Genomic DNA, 4,034 nt, shown 5'->3' with positions numbered 1-4,034 from the left:
CGCACGATGAAAATATTCATCCCCGACGCTTCGCTGACCTTGCCCTGAGAGTTGAGTAAAATCGCCTCGTCAAAGCCCGACTCTACAGCTTCCGTCTTGGCAAGCGACGAGGTGATATAGGCTCCGCTAATCTTGCCACGCAGGGGCAGGCTGCGGTCTTCCTGACGATGCCAGGAGCTAATGCGACAGCTCACGCCCTCAGGCGAAAGGTAGTCGCCCAGTTCCAGCCCATAGACAAAGAAATCCTTTTCAACGCTGTGGAGCCGGGGCGAGATGCCCAGGTCGGAGGTGTAGACAAACGGGCGAATATAAAAAGAGGCCGTGGGGCTATTCTTTTTTACAAAGTCGATGATCACCTGCTGGATCTTGTCAGGCGGCAGGTCATAGTGCATGAACCGGGCGCTCTGGCTGAGGCGCTGGCTATGGCGATCGAGCCGAAACAGCAGGATTTGCCCGGAATTCTGCGGATCGGGAATGCCGCGCATCCCCCCAAAGGCCCCCGTTCCGTAGTGGAGGGCGTGGGTCGCAATCGAAACGTTGGCCTCGGCAAACGGAACGAACTGGTTTCGGAAATACGCGATCGGCAGAAAATTGTGCATGGTTAATGAAGATGGAGCGGCAAGCTGAAGGGGCCGCAGGATTTCATCGTAATGGATAGCCTACGCGCAAGGCGATCGTTCGATCAAGTCTTGTAATAATCCAGTAATGATCCAGTCTTGTAACGGTTCAGTCCTGCAACCAAGTCCTGCAACCAAGTCCTGCAACTAGTTCTTGTGACCCGGTTATGCAGCCCGGTTTGGCAACAGTGTGCTTGGGGCATTGGCTCAGGTCATGAGCATTCGCTCTAGCGCGTCGATGTCGGGAATTCGCAGCGTGTCGCGATCGCGGGCGATGAGTCCCTTGCGTTCCAGTTTGCTTAGCACTCGCGTTACGGTTTCTCGCGCCAGACCGCTCAGACTGCTCAGCTCTCGATGCGGCAAATTGGGAATTTCGATGCCACCTTCAGCCTTTTTGCCCTGACCATCGGCCAGAAAAAGAATGATGTCTGCGACCCGCGATTGGCTATCCGATTCGCGGAGCCGCAGCCGTCGGTTGACCTGCCGCAGCCGTCGCGCCATCAGTTGTGCCAGCCGAATGCCCGCTTCTGGCTCAGTTTTCAGCAGCTTTACAAAATCCTGCGCGGGCATATTGCCAATCACCGTCGGCACGAGCGTCAGCACGTCGGTCGAGCGGGGCACTTCATCCAGCGGAGCCATTTCACCAAATAGCTCGCCCTTGCCCAAGATATTCAGCGTCACCTCTTTGCCATCCAGGTTGTAGGTGCGGATCTTGACCCAGCCTTCCAGAATGAAGTAGACCGAACTGCCCCAGTCGTTTTCTAGCAGCAAGACCTGGCCAGGCGGGTGGCTGCGCGTGACAACGTGAACCGTGGCATTTTCCACGGCTTCTTCGGGCAGTCCTTCAAAAAACGGGGCACTGCGAATCAGCGCGGCATCACGAGATTCGCGGGGGCCAAGTCGGTCGGGCATGGAGGCATTGCTAAACGCTTGAAACCAAAAGCTTTGTCGCTTTTATGGGCATAGGTAACAATCTATTAAATCATAGTCTGCCAAAAGCGAATTGAGCGTCTGTTTTCGACGGCTGCCAGAACCTTGGGGCGGTGGGCGTGGTGTAGCGCGTGGGCCAGAAAATATTTCTACTCAATCTGCAACACAGGCTACAACAACGGCTGCAACATTGAGCAACAAAGGCTTGTTGGCATCTGACCTTGGGCTATGATGGGCGCAGTTTCCAGCAATCGCGCTAGCAGTTTTTCATCAGCAAGTTTTTCCGGCAAGTTTTTACAAAGACGAGAGGGGCGATCGCCCCATCCAGATTCACCTGAAACCCGTAGGAGCAAGGTCTATGTTTACAAATGGCGCACGCAGCGTTCCAGATGTCGTTCAAACCGGCTATTCGGTGGATATCGGCAAGTACTTGGGCGAAGGTTGGGAACTGTTTAAGAAAAATGCAGGCGGGTTTGTCGGGTTTACGGTGATCATGTTGTTAGTATCGGTAATTCCGCAAATCCTGCCGGATCGGATCAAGCCGCTAGGCAGCATTGCCAGCAGCGTATTGTCTGGCCCGCTGGGCGCAGGCTTCTACATCGTGGCCTTCAAGCTGATTAAGCAAAGAGCCACCACCTTTAGCGACTTTTTCCGGGGGTTCAACCATTTTCTGCCGCTATTCCTGGCTAGCCTGGTGACGGGCATTTTGACGGTGATTGGCTTTGCATTGCTGGTGATTCCAGGCATCTACCTGGCCGTCGCCTGGATATTTACAACGCCGTTCATCGTCGATCGCAAGTTTGACTTTTGGGACGCGATGGAGTCTAGCCGCAAAGTGATTTCTAGAAACTGGTTCTCCTGGTTTGTCTTCCTGATTGTGCTGGCTGTGCTGAATTTTGTTGGATTTCTGCTGTTTGGGGTTGGCGCGTTGGTGACGATTCCCCTGTCTGCCTGTGCGCTGGCGATCGCCTATCAGGAAGTGATGGGTCTTTCCAATACCGGTATTGCTGATGAAGGCGCGGGCATTACCGACAGTTTCTAGCAACCCGTTAGGGGTTTACGAGCTTTAGGATATAGAAGGTGACCGATTCGTCACCTTCTTTGCTGTGGTTGACTGTGAAATCTTCTAAACTCGCGTTCATGGTGGCTCTGGTTCCCCTGGCCGCCGCCTATTTTGGTTCGCTTTCGACGCTAGACAGTGCTTTTGTTGCCAAGAGCCTGCTGATCGTTCTGCCTGTGCAGGTGGGAGCCTGCGCCTATCTAGTCTATCGCTATTGGAGCGACAAGCTGCTCCGCTAAGTTAGCCTGGCTATTCCCATAGTTTGGCCCATAATTTGGCGCTGCTTGACCAAGCTTGCTTGAGTTTCTTCGTTTCTACTTCTTCGTTTCTACAAAGTTTCTGCCCATTAGCCGATGCAACTCATTCCTAAACCGCAAGCCCGCGCCGCACAACTCCCTGAGCGCCAAACCCTGACGCTGGATGTAGGCGGCATGAAGTGTGCGGGCTGCGTGAAGGCCGTGGAGACGGAACTGTTGCGGCAGCCGGGTGTGGTAGCGGCGACGGTGAACTTGGTGACGGAGATGGCGCTGGTGCAGGCAGAACCGGGAGTGGAGGGCGAAGCGCTGGCGATCGCCCTTACGGAGGCTGGGTTCCCTTCCCAACTGCGCGGCGATTCGGCGGCGAATGGGGCGACAGAAACGCCCGCCGAACGCCAGCAGCGCGAGACGCGAGAACGGATGGGGCAACTGGCGATCGCCTGCACGCTGTTATTTCTTTCGTTTTTGGGACACCTCAGCGCCTTTGGCATCACGTTGCCAGGGCTGAGCAACATCTGGTTTCATGCAGGGCTGGCGACGCTGGCGCTGCTGTTTCCAGGGCGCAGCATGGTGATCGACGGGTGGCGCGGGCTGCGACGCGGCGCACCAAATATGAATACGCTGGTCAGCTTGGGCACGCTGACGGCCTACAGCGTTAGCGTGGTGGCGCTGCTGGTTCCGGCGCTGGGCTGGGAGTGCTTTTTTGATGAACCCGTGATGCTGGTGGGCTTTATCTTGCTGGGACGCACGCTAGAACAGCAGGCCCGCAGCAAGGCAACTGCATCGTTGCAATCGCTGGCCGCAATGCAGCCCAGCACGTCCCGCCGGATTCCCGCTGCCACTGCTACGCTGACGGGCGAGGAGTCGGTGGCGCTGGCTACGGAGCAGGTGCGGGTAGGGGATTGGCTGCTGGTGCTGCCGGGTGAAAAAATTCCGGTGGATGGCGAGGTGACGGTCGGGCAAACGACAGTCGATGAGTCGATGCTGACGGGCGAATCGAGTCCGGTGCTAAAGCAGGCGGGCGATCGGGTGGCAGCGGGCACGGTGAACCAAACAGGGGCGATCGCCCTCCGCACCACGCGCACCGGAAAAGACACGACCCTGGCGCAAATCATCGCCTTGGTAGAAGCGGCCCAAACCCGCAAAGCGCCGATTCAGCGGCTGGCGGAT

At 56.5% G+C, this 4,034-nt stretch carries 5 protein-coding genes; 3 read left to right on the top strand and 2 right to left on the bottom strand.

Annotated elements, in window-relative coordinates; translation table 11 throughout:
- The coding region (locus tag IGS51_RS09795) for an aminotransferase class IV (protein WP_297078231.1) at positions 1-599 on the bottom strand (599 nt) is incomplete at its 3' end.
- A gap of 225 nt (positions 600-824) precedes the next feature.
- Positions 825-1,529, bottom strand: a complete 705-nt coding sequence (locus tag IGS51_RS09790) for a Crp/Fnr family transcriptional regulator (protein WP_172358670.1) — start codon at positions 1,527-1,529, stop codon at positions 825-827.
- Between the two features lie 376 nt (positions 1,530-1,905).
- Between IGS51_RS09790 and IGS51_RS09785 the strand changes: the two genes are divergently transcribed.
- From IGS51_RS09785 to IGS51_RS09775, 3 genes are all read left to right on the top strand, one after another.
- Positions 1,906-2,589: a hypothetical protein gene (locus IGS51_RS09785; protein ID WP_297078230.1), complete on the top strand. Its 684-nt coding sequence runs from the start codon at positions 1,906-1,908 to the stop codon at positions 2,587-2,589.
- A 74-nt stretch (positions 2,590-2,663) separates the two neighbouring features.
- Positions 2,664-2,846: a hypothetical protein gene (locus tag IGS51_RS09780; RefSeq protein ID WP_297078229.1), complete on the top strand. Its 183-nt coding sequence runs from the start codon at positions 2,664-2,666 to the stop codon at positions 2,844-2,846.
- Between the two features lie 114 nt (positions 2,847-2,960).
- A partial coding sequence (locus IGS51_RS09775) for a cation-translocating P-type ATPase (protein ID WP_297078228.1) occupies positions 2,961-4,034 on the top strand: 1,074 nt, incomplete at its 3' end.

The organism is Thermoleptolyngbya sp. M55_K2018_002, from assembly GCF_015295965.1.
Classification (GTDB): domain Bacteria; phylum Cyanobacteriota; class Cyanobacteriia; order Elainellales; family Elainellaceae; genus Thermoleptolyngbya; species Thermoleptolyngbya sichuanensis.
Note: the sequence above shows the minus strand (reverse complement) of the source record. Positions and strands in the feature narration are given on the sequence as shown.